Annotated in this window: 11 protein-coding genes, 4 pseudogenes and 1 riboswitch; of the genes and pseudogenes, 4 read left to right on the top strand and 11 right to left on the bottom strand. The window is 70.1% G+C overall.

From position 1 onward, the window contains the following. Nucleotides 1-61 precede the first annotated feature (61 nt). From MHW47_RS21185 to MHW47_RS21160, 6 genes and pseudogenes are all read right to left on the bottom strand, one after another. Complete coding sequence (locus MHW47_RS21185; protein ID WP_239225358.1) at nt 62-1,087, bottom strand: ABC transporter ATP-binding protein; 1,026 nt, start codon at nt 1,085-1,087, stop codon at nt 62-64. A 4-nt stretch (nt 1,088-1,091) separates the two neighbouring features. Next, nucleotides 1,092-2,696 carry an iron ABC transporter permease gene (locus MHW47_RS21180; protein WP_239225357.1) on the bottom strand — a complete coding sequence of 535 codons (1,605 nt, stop codon included), beginning with the start codon at nt 2,694-2,696 and terminating at the stop codon, nt 1,092-1,094. An 86-nt stretch (nt 2,697-2,782) separates the two neighbouring features. Beyond that, nucleotides 2,783-3,880: a thiamine ABC transporter substrate binding subunit gene (locus MHW47_RS21175; protein ID WP_239225356.1), complete on the bottom strand. Its 1,098-nt coding sequence runs from the start codon at nt 3,878-3,880 to the stop codon at nt 2,783-2,785. 84 nt (nt 3,881-3,964) lie between these two features. Beyond that, nucleotides 3,965-4,081, bottom strand: a riboswitch (TPP riboswitch). 79 nt (nt 4,082-4,160) lie between these two features. Next, nucleotides 4,161-5,267: a 23S rRNA (adenine(2503)-C(2))-methyltransferase RlmN gene (gene rlmN / locus MHW47_RS21170; RefSeq protein ID WP_239225355.1), complete on the bottom strand. Its 1,107-nt coding sequence runs from the start codon at nt 5,265-5,267 to the stop codon at nt 4,161-4,163. Nucleotides 5,268-5,416: 149 nt separating this feature from the next. Beyond that, nucleotides 5,417-5,936 (bottom strand): annotated as a pseudogene (locus tag MHW47_RS21165) (GNAT family N-acetyltransferase). A gap of 14 nt (nt 5,937-5,950) precedes the next feature. After that, a pseudogene (locus tag MHW47_RS21160) lies at nt 5,951-6,229 on the bottom strand (UTRA domain-containing protein); the annotation flags it as partial. 5 nt (nt 6,230-6,234) lie between these two features. On the opposite strand from MHW47_RS21160, the pseudogene MHW47_RS21155 reads away from it, so the two are divergent. The 4 genes and pseudogenes from MHW47_RS21155 to MHW47_RS21140 form a co-directional block, all read left to right on the top strand. Further along, nucleotides 6,235-6,992, top strand: a pseudogene (locus tag MHW47_RS21155) (ATP-binding protein); the annotation flags it as partial. A gap of 435 nt (nt 6,993-7,427) precedes the next feature. Beyond that, complete coding sequence (locus MHW47_RS21150) at nt 7,428-7,667, top strand: AlpA family transcriptional regulator (protein WP_239225354.1); 240 nt, start codon at nt 7,428-7,430, stop codon at nt 7,665-7,667. A gap of 68 nt (nt 7,668-7,735) precedes the next feature. Further along, a pseudogene (locus MHW47_RS21145) lies at nt 7,736-8,978 on the top strand (tyrosine-type recombinase/integrase). 281 nt (nt 8,979-9,259) lie between these two features. Continuing rightward, nucleotides 9,260-9,445 (top strand): DUF4827 domain-containing protein, encoded by a 186-nt coding sequence (locus MHW47_RS21140; protein WP_239225353.1) that lies wholly within the window; start codon nt 9,260-9,262, stop codon nt 9,443-9,445. Between the two features lie 218 nt (nt 9,446-9,663). On the opposite strand, the gene MHW47_RS21135 is transcribed toward MHW47_RS21140, so the two are convergent. The 5 genes from MHW47_RS21135 to rpsB all read right to left on the bottom strand — a co-directional run bounded on the left by MHW47_RS21135 (nt 9,664) and on the right by rpsB (nt 14,262). Next, a complete protein-coding gene (locus tag MHW47_RS21135; protein ID WP_239225352.1) occupies nt 9,664-10,752 on the bottom strand; it encodes a phosphatidate cytidylyltransferase in 1,089 nt (362 codons plus the stop codon). Further along, complete coding sequence (gene frr / locus MHW47_RS21130; RefSeq protein WP_239225351.1) at nt 10,752-11,309, bottom strand: ribosome recycling factor; 558 nt, start codon at nt 11,307-11,309, stop codon at nt 10,752-10,754. Before frr ends, MHW47_RS21135 begins: the two co-directional genes overlap by 1 nt. A gap of 158 nt (nt 11,310-11,467) precedes the next feature. Beyond that, on the bottom strand, nt 11,468-12,244 hold the full coding sequence (gene pyrH / locus MHW47_RS21125; RefSeq protein ID WP_239225350.1) for a UMP kinase: 777 nt from the start codon (nt 12,242-12,244) through the stop codon (nt 11,468-11,470). Nucleotides 12,245-12,401: 157 nt separating this feature from the next. Further along, nucleotides 12,402-13,238: a translation elongation factor Ts gene (tsf, locus tag MHW47_RS21120; protein WP_239225349.1), complete on the bottom strand. Its 837-nt coding sequence runs from the start codon at nt 13,236-13,238 to the stop codon at nt 12,402-12,404. 121 nt (nt 13,239-13,359) lie between these two features. Beyond that, a complete protein-coding gene (gene rpsB / locus MHW47_RS21115) occupies nt 13,360-14,262 on the bottom strand; it encodes a 30S ribosomal protein S2 (protein WP_239225348.1) in 903 nt (300 codons plus the stop codon). Between the last annotated feature and the right edge of the window lie 394 nt (nt 14,263-14,656).

Raw genomic sequence — 14,656 nt, 5'->3', positions numbered from 1 at the left:
GGGGGGCCGAGGCGGCGCAGTTCGTGCGGGGCGAGGCCCCGGGCACCGGGCAGGGCGCCCGTCAGACCGCGGCCGGCAGCACCACGCTCTCCGACGCGTCGAAGGTGACCCCGACCCGCTCCCCTACCCGGGGCGTCCCGCGCAGCGCGCACTCCGCGTCCAGCACCGGGCCCCGCTCCGGGCGCAGGGTCACCGCGACATGGCTGCCCCGGAAGGTGCGCGCCTCCACGAGACAGCGCAGCCCCTTCTCCGGCCCGCCGATCCGGACCCCGGCCGGCCGCACCAGCAGCGCGCAGGCCCCCTGCGGTGACCCGGCGGGCACCGGCACCGCGCCCCAGTCCGTGTCCGCCGACTCCCCCGCGACGGTCGCCTCGACCACGTTGTCGAAGCCGAGGAACCGCGCCACGAAGGCTGACGCGGGGTGCTGCCACACCTCCAGCGGGGTGCCGGCCTGGGCGACCCGGCCCCCGCGCATCACGACGACCCGGTCGGCCAGCGCGAACGCCTCGCCCTGGTCGTGGGTGACGGCGAGCACGGTGGTGCCGAGCCGGGCGAAGAGGGCGCGCAGTTCGACGACGAGCCGTTCGCGCAGGCTGCGGTCGAGCTGGCCCAGGGGCTCGTCCAGCATCAGCAGCCGGGGCCGGGGGGCGAGGGCCCGGGCGAGGGCGACCCGCTGCTGCTCGCCGCCGGAGAGCGCGCCGACGGCCCGGCGTTCGGCGCCCGGTAGGCCCACGAGGTCCAGGAGTTCGGCGACCCGGCGGGCCTGCTCGGCCCGGCCCACCCCGTGCATCCGCAGGCCGAAGGCGACGTTGGCTCCGACGTCCCGGTGCGGGAAGAGCTGGTGGTCCTGGAACATCAGGCCCAGGCCGCGGCGGTGCACGGGGATGCCCGCCTGGTCGGCGCCGTCGAGCAGCACCCGGCCGCCGTCCGCCTCCTGAAGGCCCGCGACCAGGCGCAGCAGGGTGGACTTGCCGCTGCCGCTGGGCCCGAGCACGCAGACGGTCTCGTGGTCGGCGACCTCCAGGTCCACCCCGTCGAGCGCGGTCCGGTCCCCGAAGCGGACGGTGGCCGATTCGAGCGTCAGCATCGTGTCAGAACTCCCCGGATCGGTCGGTGCGGATGCGTTCGAGGAGCAGCAGGGACACCGCGCACACGAGCATCAGGACGGTACTGAGGGCCATCGCCTGGCCGTAGTTCAGCTCGCCGGAACGGCCGAGGAGCCGGGCCACGGCCACCGGCAGCGTCGGGTTGTCGGGCCGGGCGATGAACACCGTCGCGCCGAACTCGCCCAGCGACACGGCGAACGCGAACCCGGCGGCGACCAGCACCGCCCGCCGTACCAGCGGGAAGTCCACCTCGCGCCACGCCCGCAGCGGCGAGGCCCCCAGCACCGCCGCCGCCTCGCGCAGCCGGACGTCCACCGCCCGCAGCACCGGCAGCATGGTCCGTACGACGAACGGCACCCCGACCAGGGCCTGGGCCAGCGGCACCAGGATCCAGGACGTCCGCAGGTCCAGCGGCGGCTTGTCCAGGGTGATCAGGAAGCCGAAGCCGACCGTCACGGCGGAGACCCCGAGCGGCAGCATCAGCAGCGCGTCGAACCCCCGGACCAGCCGGCCGGCCCGGCGGGTGAGCGCGGCGGCGGCGAGCCCTCCGACGACGAGGGCGATCAGCGTCGCGACGAGGGCGTAGCGCAGCGAGTTGCCGACGGCCTCGATCGGGGCGACCAGGAACGTACCGCTGTTGGCCTCCGCCGAGGTGAGCGCCCGGTAGTAGGCGAAACCGGAGCCACCGAGCGAGCGTTCCACCAGCACGGCGAGCGGCAGCAGGATCAGCAGCGTCACGCTGAGCAGCACCCCGGCGAGCAGCGCCCACTGCCCCGCGCCGCGCGGCCTGCGCGCCGTGTGCGCCGGGTCCACGAGCTTCAGGGCGCGCTCCCTGCGGCGCACGGTCCAGGCGTGCAGGGCGAGGATCGCTCCGACGGCGGCGAACTGGGTGAGGGTGAGCACGGCGGCGGTGGGCAGGGCGAGCAGGTGCGCGGTCTGCCGGTAGATCTCCACCTCCAGCGTGGAGAAGCCGGGCCCGCCGAGGATCTGCACGACCCCGAAGGAGGTGAAGGTGAAGAGGAAGACCATCAGCGCGGCGGCGGCCACGGCCGGGGCGAGCGCGGGCAGGGTGACGCGCCGCCAGGCGGTGAACCGGCCCGCGCCCAGCACCCGGGCGGCCTCCTCCTGGCGCGGGTCGAGCTGCGCCCAGAGTCCGCCGACGGTGCGGACGACGACCGCGTAGTTGAAGAAGACGTGGGCCAGCAGGATCGCCCACACGGTGGTGTCGAGGCGTACCCCCCACACCTCGTCGAGCAGCCCGCCGCGCCCGAGCAGCGCCAGTAAGGCGGTGCCCACGACGACGGTCGGCAGCACGAACGGCACGGTGACGACGGCGCGCAGCACCTGCTTGCCGGGGAAGTCGAACCGGGCGAAGACGTAGGCGCCGGGCAGCGCGACGAGCAGGGTCAGCGCGGTGGAGGCGAGTGCCTGCCAGAGGGTGAACCAGAGGACGTCGCGGATCTCCGGCTGGGCCAGCACCTCGCCGAACCGGCCGAACTGCCAGCCGCCGTCCGCCTTGAGCCCCCGGCCGACGATCGCGGCCACCGGGTAGGCGAAGAACACGGCGAAGAACGCGACGGGCACGGCCATCAGGCCGAGCCGCACCGCGGCCCCCCGCCGGGACCGGGCGCGCGCGGACCTCCCGCGCGCGCCCGGTCCGCGTACGGGGCCCCCGGCTACTTCACGACGAGCGAGGACCATGCCTGGACCCACTGCTCACGGTTCTTCGCGATGGTGTCCGGGGCCAGGCTCGCCGGGTCGTCCGCGGTGGCGCCGAACTTCGTGAACAGCTCGGGCACCTTCGCGTCGCCGGCCACCGGGCTGACGAACATGGTGAGCGGCATGTCCTCCTGGAACTTCTTCCCGATCAGGAAGTCCAGCAGGGCCTTGCCGCCGGCCTCGTTCTTCGCGCCGTCCAGCAGACCGGCGAACTCGATCTGGCGGAAGCAGGTTCCGGTGGCGACGCCGGTCGGCGCGGTGTCGGGCCGCGGGTCGGCGTACAGCACCTCGACGGGCGGGCTGGAGGCGTAGCTGACGACGAGCGGGCGGTCGGCCTTGGCCTTCCTGCCGCCCGCTGAACCGGAGAACTCCTCGTTGTACGCCTGCTCCCAGCCGTCCACGACCTTGACGCCGTTGGCCTCGAGCTTCTTCCAGTAGTCCTGGTAGCCGTCCTCGCCGAAGGCGGCGACGGTGCCGAGGAGGAAGCCGAGGCCGGGCGAGGAGGTCGCGGCGTTCTCGGTGACGAGCAGGTCCTTGTACTCCGGCTTCGCCAGGTCGGCGAAGGTCTTCGGCGGGGCCAGCTTCTTGTCCGCGAAGTACTTCTTGTCGTAGTTGACGCAGATGTCGCCGGTGTCGACCGGGGTGACCCGGTGCTTGGCCGCGTCCGGCTGGAGGTCGGCGGGAATCCGGTCCAGGCCCTTGGCCTCGTACGGCGTGAACAGGTCGTTGTCGAGGGCGCGCGAGAGCAGGGTGTTGTCGACGCCGAAGAACACGTCGCCGCGCGGGGAGCCCTTGGTCAGGATCTCCTGGTTCAGGGCGGCGCCCGCGTCACCGCTCTTGAGGACCTTGACGGTGTAGCCGGTCTCGCGCGTGAACTCCTTCAGGACGTCCTTGGAGGCGTTGAAGGAGTCGTGGCTGACCAGGGTGACGGTCTTGGAACCGGAACCCTTGGTCGCGTCGGCGGACGTGTCGTCGGAACTGCCGCAGCCGGCCAGCGCGGTGACGCCCAGCGCGGCGGCGACGGCCGCGGCGGCGGCCTTCCGGGTGGTGCTCATGGATGATTCCTCCTGGAGTTGACCAGGAAGAGACGCGGCCCCGCCCGCGACCGGCCGGAACCGGAAGCGGGCAGGGCGCAACAGCTTGAGTATGGTCCGAACTTCCTACCCGGAATGACCCGGGCGAGGTTCAGAGGGTCTGCGGCCGACCTGTCCTCGGTGCCGCACTCTCAGCGCTGTGGCGCTCCCCTGTCGGAATATGCAGTTGATTTCGGCCCCAGGCTACACGGCCGTTTTCGGCCGCCGGCATCGCCCGGGGGCGGTCCGGGGCCGCTCGTCCTCAGCGCTCGGAGGCCGCCAGCTGTCCGCAGGCGCCGTCGATCTCCTGGCCCCTGGTGTCGCGGACGGTGACCGGCACGCCGTGGCGCGCGATGGCCTCGACGAACGCCCGCTCGTCCTCGGGACGGGAGGCGGTCCACTTGGAGCCGGGGGTGGGGTTGAGCGGGATGAGGTTGACGTGGACCCGCTTGCCCTTGAGGAGCCGGCCCAGCAGGTCGCCGCGCCATGCCTGGTCGTTGATGTCGCGGATCAGGGCGTACTCGATGGAGATGCGGCGGCCGGACTTCTCCGCGTACTCCCAGGCGGCGTCCAGCACCTCGCGGACCTTCCACCGGGTGTTGACCGGCACGAGGGTGTCGCGCAGCTCGTCGTCCGGGGCGTGCAGCGAGACGGCGAGGCGGCACTTGAAGCCCTCGTCGGCGAACCGGAGCATCGCGGGGACCAGGCCGACGGTGGAGACGGTGATCCCGCGCTGCGAGAGGCCGAGGCCGTCGGGCTCGGGGTCGGTCAGCCGGCGGATCGCGCCGACGACGCGGTTGTAGTTGGCCAGCGGCTCGCCCATGCCCATGAACACGATGTTGGAGAGCCGGGCGGGGCCGCCGGGGACCTCGCCGTCGCGCAGGGCCCGCATGCCGTCCACGATCTGGTGCACGATCTCGGCGGTGGACAGGTTGCGGTCGAGCCCGGCCTGCCCGGTCGCGCAGAACGGGCAGTTCATCCCGCAGCCGGCCTGCGAGGAGATGCACATCGTGACCCGCTCCGGGTAGCGCATCAGGACGGACTCGACCAGCGTCCCGTCGTGCAGCTTCCACAGCGTCTTGCGGGTGGTGTCGTCGTCGCAGCTGATGTGCCGGACGACGGACATCAGGTCGGGGAACATCGCCTCGGCGAGCTTGTCCCGCGATCCGGCCGGGATGTTGGTCCACTCGGCCGGGTCGTGCGCGTACCGCGCGAAGTAGTGCTGCGAGAGCTGCTGGGCGCGGAACGGCTTCTCGCCGATCGCGGCGACGGCCTCCCTGCGCTCGGCGGGCGTGAGGTCGGCGAGGTGCCGCGGCGGCTTCTTGGCTCCGCGGGGCGCGACGAAAGTGAGTTCTCCGGGCTTAGGCATGGTTCTTCCAGTGTCGCAGACAAGCCGAGGTGCCCCGTATCGTCGCCCAGCTCAGCCCGGGTGACTGCCGCTCGAACCCGGTCGTTACTGGTGGTGGCCGGTGGTCACTGGCGGCCCTTCGACGGCCCCCAGACGGCCCGGCGTGCCCCTCAGCCAGCGAGGGGCACGGCGCGCGGAGCAGCGGTTTCGTCGGTGAATCCGTGTGCCGTCGGCCTGGTCGTCCGCTGGGCCAGCCACCCCGAATCGCGCGGGCCGCCGTTCACCGTGCCACCCTCGGTGACCGTTCTCACGTGCCGGAACCCGTGCCGCAGGTAGTACTCCTGAAGCCCGTCAGTCGTGGTCCAGGCATCCAGCCGAAGCCATGCCGCTCCGGCGCCGTGCGCCCGGTCCGCCGCCCCGTCGAGCAGCCTGCCCCCCGATGTCGCGACCCACGTACGCCCGAGCAACGGTGAGCTTGTTTATGAATATGGAAGGCTCCGCCAGTTCCTGGGACGTCCGGCTGTCACCTCACCGTCACGGAGCATGTAGACCGTGCCCGCCTCGATGGTGGCCAACAGCCGGTCCGCCGGGACGGCTCCACTGGTCGATTCCGAGAGTCCTCAGCCAGGCTGCCGCCTCCTTTCGGAAGGCGAGCAGCTTGGGGAGGTCGCTTGGCTGAGCAAGGGTGATCTTCGCTGTGGCTCGTTCTCACTTCGGGCGGACAGGTCGCCGATCTCGTAGTTCATCCGGTTCAGGTCGCCCCGGAACGTGGTGACGGTGCAGCGGATGGGGCGCTCGCCCGAGTAGCCGGTGCGAGTTCACAGCAGGACCGGAACCCCCGCCCCGATCTCCAACAGACGGGCCTCTTCCGGAGTGGGCATCCGGGTCGCGATCCCATCGAAGTACCCGATCTGCGTGATGCCCAGATCAGCGAGATACCGAGTCGTCCCCTCCGCAATGTCGCCCGGCTCGCCCAATCGTGGCCCCCGCGCTGGACAACCTGTCCCACATGACGCCGGACCTGTCCGACCCCATGTGCTGCATCGTCACGGGGCCGAGTCCGTGAAGCGCGCTCTGTTCACCGACGGAGACGTGCACCGCGCCCGCTACCGCCGCCCCCTGCTCCTGACCGGCATCGATGTCGGCGTCATCCGCCCCGACCTCGCCGAACGCCTCCTGCCCCTGCGCCTCGAACGCCCCCGCATCCGGCGCACCGAAGCCGAACTCTGGGCCGAGTTCGAAGAGGCCCTGCCCGTCATCCTCGGGTCGCTCCTGGACCTGACGGTGAAGGTGCGGGCGGCTGAGACGGAGACGCCGACGGATCTGCGGATGGCGGACTTCGCGCACCTGTGCGCGCAGCTCGACTCCGCCACCGGATTGGGTGCACTCGCCGCGTACCTAGCGAGCCTGGACGACCTGAACGACGAAGTGATCGAGGGGGATCTCCTCGCGCAGACCGTCCTCAAGCACGCCGAGGACGTCGCCCCCGGCAGCGAGCAGCGGATGACGTCCACCGAGTGGCTGCACCACCTCAGCCGCCTCTACAGCGGCGACGAACGCCGTCCCCTGCCCAAGGGGTGGCCGACCACCGGCAAGGTGCTCTCCGATCGGCTCATGCGGCTTCAGCCCACCCTCGCCGCCCGGGGCGTCCTCATCGACTCCGGGCGCACCCAGGAGGGCCGCTACCTCGAAATGGCCCGACCGGCCGCCGCACCGCCCGAGTACGAGCAGCCGGAGACGCCCTGACCCGCACCGCCGCTTCGCTGGACAAGCAAGAAGAGCACGCCCGGCCGGGTGCTCTTCTTGCTGTTCGGCGGAACGCCGCCCAAAGGTCGTGCCGCGAAGCGGCCCCTCACTTCGCGCCCTGAGAGCCACCGCCACCACTACAGACACCCCTTCCCTTCTCCCTAAGTAGGGAAGCCTGCGTCACAGCGTCACACGGACGGCAAAAACAACCCCTGGCCTGCGGTGATGGGCGTGACGCAGACGGTAAAGCTCTGCGTCATCCTGCGTCACCTGCGTCAGGCCGTGACGCACCCCGTGACGCACCGATGACGCACGCCCACACCGCCGCGTCACGCAGAACCGCAGGTCAGCGGCCCGCGTGACGCTGGTGACGCTGTGACGCAGAAGTCTGCACCTAGGACAGGCACAGCCGCCCCTTCCCCAAGGAGTCGCACCGTGGCCCAGAAACGTGCCCCCGAGACCGACCCGCAGACCACCCTGCACGCCGGCCTCCCCGACCGCTGCCTCACCCCCGACGACCTGAAGCAGATGTTCGGCCTGCCCAGCGTCGAAACGGTCTCCGCCTGGCGCAAGACCGGCGCAGGACCGCCCGCCATCCGCATCGGCAAGTACCTGCGCTACGACCCCGGCGCAGTCCGCACCTGGGTCGAAAGCAACACCGAAGCCGCAGCCTGACACCCACCAAACCAGCAGGGGCACGACCACCCGGTCGTGCCCCTGCCCCATGCCCACAGGAGCACCCATTGGCCGGCCACAGCCAAGACCGCTGGTACAAGACCGAGACCAACGCCGAGGGCAAGCCCGTACGAGTCAAGAGCGACCGGTACGGCATCGGGCTCCGCTACCGGGCCCGATACATCGGCCCGGACGGCACCGAGAAGTCCAAGTCCTTCCCCGACCGACAGAAGCGCCTCGCTGAAAACTGGCTCAGTCACATCGCTTCTGACATGTCCAAGGGTCAGTACATCGAGCCCCGCGCAGCCCGCATCACGTTCAAGGGCTACGCCGAGAAATGGCTCAACGCGCACAGCGCGGACCTGTCGAGCCAGATCGTCACCGAGCAGCGGCTACGCCTGCACGACTTCCCCGTCCTCGGATCGCGCCCGCTTCACTCCTTCCGGCCGGAACATCTCCGCGAGCTGGTGAGCGCCCTTGAGGTCAACCCGTGAGTAATGCGGCGCCTACGCCCGCAACATCTACGGCTAGGTTCGAGCTGTGCTGAGCGCCGCCGTGGACGACGGGCTCCTCCCTCGCAACCCCTGCTCCGCAAAATCCGTGCGGCCGCCATCGGTCGAACGGCGACGAGTCACCCCGTGGCTGGCCTCACAGGTGCACGCAGTCCGCCGAGCCCTTCCCCAGCGCTACCGGACCATGGTGGACACAGGCGCTGGCTGCGGGCTCCGGCAGGGTGAGATTGTGGGACTCGCTGAGGACGCCATCGACTTCGAAGCTGGCATCCTTCGGGTCGTTCGACAGGCGAAGCTCATTCAGGGCACGACCGTATTCGCCCTGCCGAAATGCAACAAGGAGCGAGACGTCCCGCTTCCGTCCTCGGTGGCCGAAGCCCTGCGGGTACACATGGACGCCTGCAAGCCGGTTGAGTTCACCCTGCCGTGGTGGAAGCCTGACGGCCCGAAGGTGACGGCTCGTCTCCTGTTCACGAACTCAGCGGCTGGAGTGGTCTGGCGGAGCAACTCCAACATCCAGGAGTGGAAGCCCGCACTCGCCACGGCCGGCCTCATCCCAGCCCCTGGGCCTGGCGGCAGGTACAAGTCAGCGCGCGAGCACGGCATGCATGCCTTGCTCGACTTCTACGCATCGGTGCTGCTGGACGCCGGGGAGAGCATCAAGGCCGTGAGCCAGTACCTCGGACGCGCCGACCCGACGCTGACCTTGCGGGTCTATGCGCATCTGATGCCGTCGAGCCAAGAACGCGCTCGCCGCGCCATGGACGCCGTACTCAGGACCACCACGGGCAACGAATAGCAACGTATGCCCGATTCGCGCGATTTTAGATATCAAGGCCAATGTCCGCTATTGCATTGCGTACGCAATACCTTTGCTGGGATTGACCTAGACAAAGAAGGCATGACGCAGCTTCAGCCTTAGATTGCGCGGATTGACGAAGAAGCGTCGATTGGGGGACACTGCGGGGGGCGATGCCGCTGCATGTGTCGCGCCGCTTTGGGGTGGCCACCCGTGGCCTAGGAAACGACGGGTGGCCGCCAGCCCCTTGAATGCCATCTCACGACAGGAGCACAGCAAGTATGGGAGAAGACAAGCCACAAGGCCAGCCCGCCGGGTGGTTAACTGGACTGACTTACGTCGGTGCGCTGCTTTCGGGCGCGGCGCTGATCATGACCGGGCATGCTTCGCCAGCCGAGGCTTCGGGGTACGTGGCGCCTTTCCTCGTCGTGTACGAGAAACTGGCGCAGCGTAACTCACGGATCTAGCCGCCACCGTCCGCCTTAAGACGGCCCCGTGACGGCCCAGCGGTGCCGAAGGGCTCTTCACTGTCAGGAGAACGGCAGGCGAGGGGCCCTTTCGCGCTGCGTCCGTATCAGTTCTCCGGGCTTAGGCATGGTTCTTCCAGTGTCGCAGACGGAACGGCGAAGGCCCGCCGCCCTGTGGACGACGGGCCTTCGTGCGGAGAACCGCAGGCCGGAGCCGGTCAGCCGGAGCCGACGAAGAGGACCATCAGCAGCCAGACCACCGGGGCGGTCGGCAGCAGTGAGTCCAGCCGGTCCATGATCCCGCCGTGGCCGGGCAGCAGGGTGCCCATGTCCTTGATGCCGAGGTCCCGCTTGATCATGGACTCGCCCAGGTCGCCCAGGGTGGCACTGGCCGCCACCGCGAGGCCCAGGAGCAGCCCCTGCCACCAGGAGCCGCCGTCGACCAGGAACTGCATGCACAGCGCCCCGGCGACCATGGCGAAGGTCACCGCGCCGAACAGGCCCTCGCGGGTCTTGCCGGGGCTGATGCGGGGGGCCAGCTTGTGCTTCCCGAACCGCCAGCCGACCGCGTACGCCCCCGTGTCGCTGACCACGGTCAGCAGCAGGAAGGTCAGCACCCGCTGCGGCCCGTCGTCGGCGGTCAGGAGCAGCGCGACGAACGTGGCCAGGAAGGGCACGTAGAACGCGGCGAAGATGCCGGCCGTGACGTCCCGGAGGTAGTCCTCGGGCGGCTGGGCCATCCGCCACACGAGCACCGCCAGGGCGGTCAGGGCCATGGCGATCCAGGCGCCCTCGGCCCCGCGCGCGTATCCGGCGACGACCATCGCGGCGCCGCCGATCGCGAGCGGGATCAGGGGGGCCCGGATGCCCTTGCGCTCCTGGAGGCGGGAGGTCAGCTCCCACAGCCCGACGACGACGGCGACCACGATGACGCCGACGAAGACCGCCTTGACGACGAAGAGCGAGACGACGACCAGCGCGCCGAGTCCCAGGCCGACCCCTATGGCGGCTCCCAGATCACGGCCCGCGCGCTTCTTCTGCGGGGGCGGTGGCGGCGCGGTGGGCATGGGCTCCTGCGGCTTCTGGTCGCGGAACAGGGGGCCGCCGCTCAGGCGTCCGGCCCCCTGGTTCCGGTGATCACGGTCTTCAGCGTCTCTACCTGCGTCGGGAACGTCCGGCACGATGGGCATGGGCCGAGTCTGCTGGGCGTCCCGCACATCGTAGGCAGGACCCGCCGCAGCTCCCTGCATCTCCGGCGCGACCCGGTGGCCGGCGCCCTGCGGAGCGCTCCGGGAAGAGTCGTTCATCAGACTTCGAGCAGCTCGGCTTCCTTGTGCTTCAGCAGCTCGTCCACCTGCGCGACGTACTTCGCGGTGGTGTCGTCGAGCTCCTTCTCGGCGCGGCGCACCTCGTCCTCGCCGGACTCCTTGTCCTTCACCAGCTTGTCGAGCGCTTCCTTGGCCTTGCGGCGGACGGCGCGGATCGAGATCTTGGAGTCCTCCGCCTTGGTCTTCGCGATCTTGATGAAGTCGCGGCGGCGCTCCTCGGTCAGCTCGGGGAAGTTGACCCGGATGATGTTTCCGTCGTTGCTGGGGTTGACCCCGAGGTCCGAGTCGCGGATGGCCTGCTCGATGTTGCGCAGCGCGCTCTTGTCGAACGGCGTCACGACGGCCATACGGGGCTCGGGCACCGAGAACGAGGCCAGTTGGTTGATCGGGGTCGGCGCGCCGTAGTAGTCGGCGACGATCTTGTTGAACATCGCCGGGTGCGCACGGCCGGTGCGGATCGCGGCGAAGTCCTCTTTCGCGACGACGACGGCCTTCTCCATCTTCTCCTCGGCCTCGAGGAGGGTTTCTTCGATCACCACGTGCTCCTGCGTGTTGTGAACGGGCCCGGCGGGCCCGGCGGGTCCTGCGTCGCGTCCTCACCTGCACGGTGTCCGACCGGCAGGCCGTTGTCCAGTTTCCGGGGCGGTCCGGTGCCCCGGCTCCCACCGGGCCTCACCGGTGGAAGCGCCCGTCGTCAGGCGCGGGTGTCCTGGTCGCTCACGAGCGTCCCGATCTTCTCACCCTTGACGGCGCGGGCGATATTGCCGGCGGCGGTGAGCTCGAAGACGAGGATCGGCAGCTCGTTGTCACGGCAGAGCGTGATGGCGGTGGCGTCGGCGACCTTGAGGTCGCGGGCGAGCACCTCGCTGTACTCCAGCGCGTCGAACTTCACCGCGGCGGGGTTGGTCTTGGGGTCGGAGTCGTAGACCCCGTCCACGCCGTTCTTGCCCATGAGCAGCGCCTCGGCGTCGATCTCCAGGGCGCGCTGGGCGGCGGTGGTGTCGGTGGAGAAGTAGGGCATGCCCATGCCCGCGCCGAAGATCACGACGCGGCCCTTCTCCAGGTGCCGCACGGCACGCAGCGGGATGTACGGCTCCGCGACCTGGCCCATGGTGATGGCGGTCTGGACGCGGGAGTCGATGCCCTCCTTCTCCAGGAAGTCCTGGAGGGCGAGGCAGTTCATCACGGTGCCGAGCATGCCCATGTAGTCGGAGCGGGCCCGGTCCATGCCCCGCTGCTGGAGCTCGGCGCCGCGGAAGAAGTTGCCGCCGCCGATGACGATCGCGATCTGCGCGCCGTCCCGGACGACCGCCGCGATCTCACGGGCGATGGCGTGCACGACGTCGGGGTCGACACCGAGTCCCCCGCCTCCGGCGAACGCCTCGCCGGAGAGCTTCAGCATGAAGCGTCCGGGCACCTTGCCGTCCTCGCGCTTGTCGTCGTCTTTGGCGGCGTCCGCGCCCTTGCTCATGGGGATTCTCCTCGTGCACATACGAAGAAGGCCATTGCCGGTGGGTCTGGTGTCCCTCAGCGGCAATGGCCTCCTCGTCAGATCTGCGGTCGTACGGCGGTGTGCGGCCGTCGACTGCACCAGACCCTACCGGGTCCGCCGTTTTTCGCGGACGGACTCAGATGCCGACCTTGATGCGGGTGAAGCGCTTCAGGGTGACACCGGCCTCGTCCAGAACCTTCTGGACCGACTTCTTGTTGTCCAGCGCGTACGGCTGGCCCAGGAGGGTCGCCTCCTTGAAGAAGCCGTTGACCCGACCCTCGACGATCTTCGGGAGGGCGGCCTCGGGCTTGCCCTCGGCGCGGGTGGTCTCCTCGGCGACGCGGCGCTCGGCCTCGACGACCTCGGCCGGGACGTCCTCGCGGGAGAGGTACTTCGGCGCGAAGGCGGCGATGTGCTGGGCGAGGCCCTTGGCCAGGTCGGCGTCGGCCTTGTCCAGCTCGACCATGACACCGATCTGCGGCGGCAGGTCGGGCATGGTGCGGTGCATGTAGACGGAGACGAAGGCACCCTGGAACTGCGCGAAGCGGTCCAGGACGATCTTCTCGCCGAGGTTGGCGTTGGCCTCGTCCACGTACGCCTGGACCGTCTTGCCGGGCTCGATCTCGGAGGCGAGCAGCGCCTCCAGGTCGGCCGGGGAGGACGCGGCGACGTGCGCGGCCAGCGCGTTGGCGACGGCCTGGAACTTGTCGCCCTTGGCGACGAAGTCGGTCTCGCACTTCAGCTCGACCAGGACGCCGGAGGTGTTGTCGTCGGAGACGAGGGAGACGACCGCGCCGTTCTCGGCGGAACGGCCCTCGCGCTTGGCGACGCCCTTCTGGCCCTTGATGCGCAGCGCCTCGACGGCGCCTTCGACGTTGCCGTCGGCCTCGTCGAGCGCCTTCTTGCAGTCCATCATGCCGGCGCCGGTGAGCTCACGGAGCTTCTTGACGTCAGCGGCGGTGTAGTTCGCCATGAGTCTGTGTTCTTTCTCGAAGTCTGAAAGATCTACGGGTGGACGGCGGGGGCGGCGCCGCGGCCTGTCCGGGGACAGGTCACGGGGCGCCCTCCCCCGCCGTCTTCTACCGTGACGGGTGTCAGCCCTGCTCGGCGTCCGCGGCCGGGGCCTCGGCCTGCTCGGCGGCGATGGCCTCGGGCTTGGCGTCCGCGTCGGCGTCCTTCTCGGTCTCGACGGAGGACTGGACCTCGGCGTCGGCCTTCTTGTCGCCCTCGAGCAGGTCGCGCTCCCACTCGGCGAGCGGCTCGCCGGCGGCCTTCTCGCCCGGCTTCGAGTCGCCGGTCGCGGCGCCGGAGCGGGCGATGAGGCCCTCGGCGACGGCGTCGGCGATCACGCGGGTGAGCAGAGTGACGGAGCGGATCGCGTCGTCGTTGCCCGGAATCTTGTAGTCGACCTCGTCGGGGTCGCAGTTGGTGTCGAGGATCGCGACGACCGGGATGTGGAGCTTGCGCGCCTCACCGACGGCGATGTGCTCCTTCTTGGTGTCGACGACCCAGACGGCGCTCGGCACCTTCTGCATCTCGCGGATACCACCGAGGGTCTTCTCCAGCTTGGCCTTCTCGCGGGAGAGGACCAGGAGCTCCTTCTTGGTGAGGCCGGAGGCGGCCACGTCCTCGAAGTCGATGAGCTCCAGCTCCTTCAGGCGCTGGAGGCGCTTGTAGACGGTGGAGAAGTTGGTGAGCATGCCACCCAGCCAGCGCTGGTTGACGTACGGCATGCCGACGCGCGTCGCCTGCTCGGCGATGGCCTCCTGGGCCTGCTTCTTCGTACCCACGAACATGATGGAGCCGCCGTGCGCGACGGTCTCCTTGACGAACTCGTAGGCGCGGTCGATGTACGACAGCGACTGGAGCAGGTCGATGATGTAGATGCCGTTGCGCTCGGTGAAGATGAAGCGCTTCATCTTCGGGTTCCAGCGACGGGTCTGGTGACCGAAGTGGACGCCGCTTTCCAGCAGCTCCCGCATCGTGACGACGGCCATGGCCGTACTCCTTGAGGTGCTCGGTTGTCGCGCCAGCGGGTTTGCTGTCGCGCCTGACGCCCCGGTGCGCCGTGCCACGAGGGACCGAGGGGCGCGGCCACCGCCGCTGAGCGGGTGGTGGCGGGGCGTGCGAAGTCGACCCGGTGACCCGGATCGCCAGAAGAAGTGTACGGGACCGTCCGGGTGCCGGGTGACGGCGCTGTCCACAACCGGCTGGTCGTCCACAGATCCGGGCCGTGATCCCCGCGGGGCGGGCGGCCGGGGGACGGTGGTGCCATGCGAATCACAACCGACCGGGCGGCTGCCCGGAGCCGGGAGCGCCGGAGCCTCCTGCGGCGGGCCCTGGCCGTGGTGCTGGCCGCGCTGGTGGCGTGGGGCGGCTGGACCGGGACCG

The sequence above is a fragment of the Streptomyces sp. OfavH-34-F genome, assembly GCF_022347745.1.
GTDB lineage: Bacteria > Actinomycetota > Actinomycetes > Streptomycetales > Streptomycetaceae > Streptomyces.
This window is presented reverse-complemented; position numbering and strand designations above follow the sequence as displayed.